The organism is Deltaproteobacteria bacterium GWA2_45_12 (assembly GCA_001797365.1).
GTDB lineage: Bacteria > UBA10199 > UBA10199 > UBA10199 > UBA10199 > UBA10199.
Map to the genome: position 1 here is coordinate 1 of MGPH01000011.1, position 2281 is coordinate 2281.

A 2281-nucleotide genomic window follows, 5' to 3' on the forward strand; every position below is an offset into this window, starting at 1 on the left:
TTTAAAAACCCTCATTATCAAGGGCTTCAGAAGACTGCAACCCATCCACCTCAACTTCCTATCCATTCCCTCCAGTGTCAGGGGCGCATATCATAGCGTGGGGCTTAGCTTTCCGCCGATGAGGCGGGAGTTCGAGTGGAGCAATTTGAGGATTTGGTTCTTTTCTTGGGCAGTTCCCCGCAAATACAGTGCAGTCGCGTTCTTAGCGAGTTCGAGTAGCTTCTGCCCGTTTTCGTAATAGGGCGTGTCGGCACGGCCATAAGCGGCAAGTTCAGCCTCGCACGTGCTGATCTCCTCCTGCCATCTATTGGACAGTTCCAGCCAGTAGGCATCCTGGATTTTTCCATCCAGCTTATCCATATAGGCTTGATCTTTTCTATGCCTGAGCTGATCGATTTTATTCCTCAGGCGGGCAATGGCTTCATCCCTGTAATTATTTTTATCGTGATAACTTTCTTTGAGGGCACTCACCCAGACTCTTTGCTGACAGTGTCAACTTGAAGCGGAAAATTTGGCTTTAAATCGCCCATGATCCTTTCCCCTACCTTTGGGGTTCATTTTTAAAATGAGTGCCTCTAATCGCCTTTAAATTTTTGTGACCTGGCGTCTCAGTCCCCTTTTTCAAGTGTTGCTTCCCTGTCTTGTGGCCGAAGTGGACTCGGGTTGGGTTTTTAGGCGGAAGCCCCATTCCCAAAGCCTTCAAAACCCAGCGCCATTTTTTAAGGGGTACCGAATAAATGCGTAGGGGATTGTTCCAGCCATCCCCGACGATGCTGGCAAAAGACCAGTATTGGATTTGTTCAGCTGTTTTTATGGAGGAAGTTTGGATGAAGCAGCGGCCATTAGAGACAGGCCATGAGCAGGTTTGCCGATCTGGAGTGAAATAAGTTTCATCTCTCATGCCTCAAGCATGAGTTGAAATGAAATTTCCCCACAAGTGACAAAACACGCCAAAAGATACAAAAAGTTGAAAATGGTGCGGGGCGTTAAGAAAAACAGCTGAACACATCCGTTATAAATTTGCTACACAGGGAGGGGGAATTCGGGTAGGGAATTCTGAGATCTGGGTGGTGTTGAGTCCATTTACAAACTGAAGTCGGAAATAAGTCGCCCAGAGGGCGACCTATTGGAAAAGGCCGAAGGTCCTTTCCATATGAGGAGGAATTTATGGAAATAAAAATGGCCCTCTTCAAGGGCAAACAAATCAGAAAAATGATTCATGAGAATGAGTGGTGGTTCTCGGTTATCGACGTTTGTCATGCGCTTACCGACAGCCCTGATTCGGGGGCCTATTGGAGGAAGCTCAAACAGAGGCTCAAAGAGGAAGGAAGTGAGGTCGTGACATTTTGTCACGGACTGAAATTGCCCGCTGCTGACGGCAAGAAATACGAAACGGATTGTGCCAATACCGAAGGGATATTCCGGATTATCCAGTCCATCCCATCGCCAAAGGCCGAACCCTTCAAGCGGTGGCTGGCCAAGGTGGGCTTTGAGCGTATTCAGGAGATCGAAAATCCGGAGCTCGCCACCAAGCGCACGCGACTGCTCTACAAATTAAAAGGCTATCCTGAAGATTGGATCGAGAAGCGGATGCGCGGCATTGCGATCCGCGAGGAGTTGACGGACGAATGGCAGAAGCGCGGTGCCCAGGAACAGAGGAATTACGAAATTTTGACCGCGGAAATTTCAAAGGCCACCTTCGGGGTAACGCCCAGTGAATACAAAAACCTGAAAGGTCTCAAACGCGAAAACCTGCGCGATCACATGGATGACTTCGAACTGATTTTTACGATGCTTGGCGAACGTGTCACCACAGAGATTCATCGTACCGAGGATTCCCAAGGTGTACCCAAACTAAAAAGCGATGCTCAATCCGGAGGAAAGATCGCCGGCAACGCCAGGAGAGAGGTAGAAGAACGCCTTGGGCGTCCAATTGTTTCTAAAAACAATTTTTTACCGCGAACAAAATCCATCAAGGTTTTGAAAGGAAAATAATGTGCAGAGCTGTTTCCATTCAATATGATCCCGCCCTCAGAGAGGAATTGATGCCTCTCGTCAGTCCAAATTGAACCAACCCAGGTTTCTTAGCCAAAAGCCCCATGAGGTCTCTTGTCGCCGATTTTTTTCTTATTGGAGAGTTAATCCCTTAAAATTCTAAAAAATCATCAATTATTTCAAACCGATAAATTGGCTTTTTATGGCACGGCACTTGCTTAAAGTTTAAGGGATATTCCCTTATTTATGACTGACTGCGTTAACAATAATACTACCCCCCCCCCCC

The 2281-nt window shown here is 47.3% G+C and carries 3 protein-coding genes; 1 reads left to right on the forward strand and 2 read right to left on the reverse strand.

Going from position 1 to position 2281, the window contains the following annotated elements; all coding sequences use genetic code 11:
- Positions 1-90: 90 nt before the first annotated feature.
- Both A2048_00810 and A2048_00815 read right to left on the reverse strand, forming a co-directional pair.
- A complete protein-coding gene (locus tag A2048_00810) occupies positions 91-471 on the reverse strand; it encodes a hypothetical protein (GenBank protein ID OGP10338.1) in 381 nt (126 codons plus the stop codon).
- A 70-nt stretch (positions 472-541) separates the two neighbouring features.
- The gene (locus tag A2048_00815) at positions 542-901 is read right to left on the reverse strand and encodes a hypothetical protein (protein OGP10339.1); all 360 of its coding nucleotides are present in this window, start codon (positions 899-901) and stop codon (positions 542-544) included.
- Positions 902-1167: 266 nt separating this feature from the next.
- Between A2048_00815 and A2048_00820 the strand changes: the two genes are divergently transcribed.
- The gene (locus tag A2048_00820; GenBank protein OGP10340.1) at positions 1168-1995 is read left to right on the forward strand and encodes a phage antirepressor protein; all 828 of its coding nucleotides are present in this window, start codon (positions 1168-1170) and stop codon (positions 1993-1995) included.
- The last annotated feature ends 286 nt before the right edge of the window (positions 1996-2281 follow it).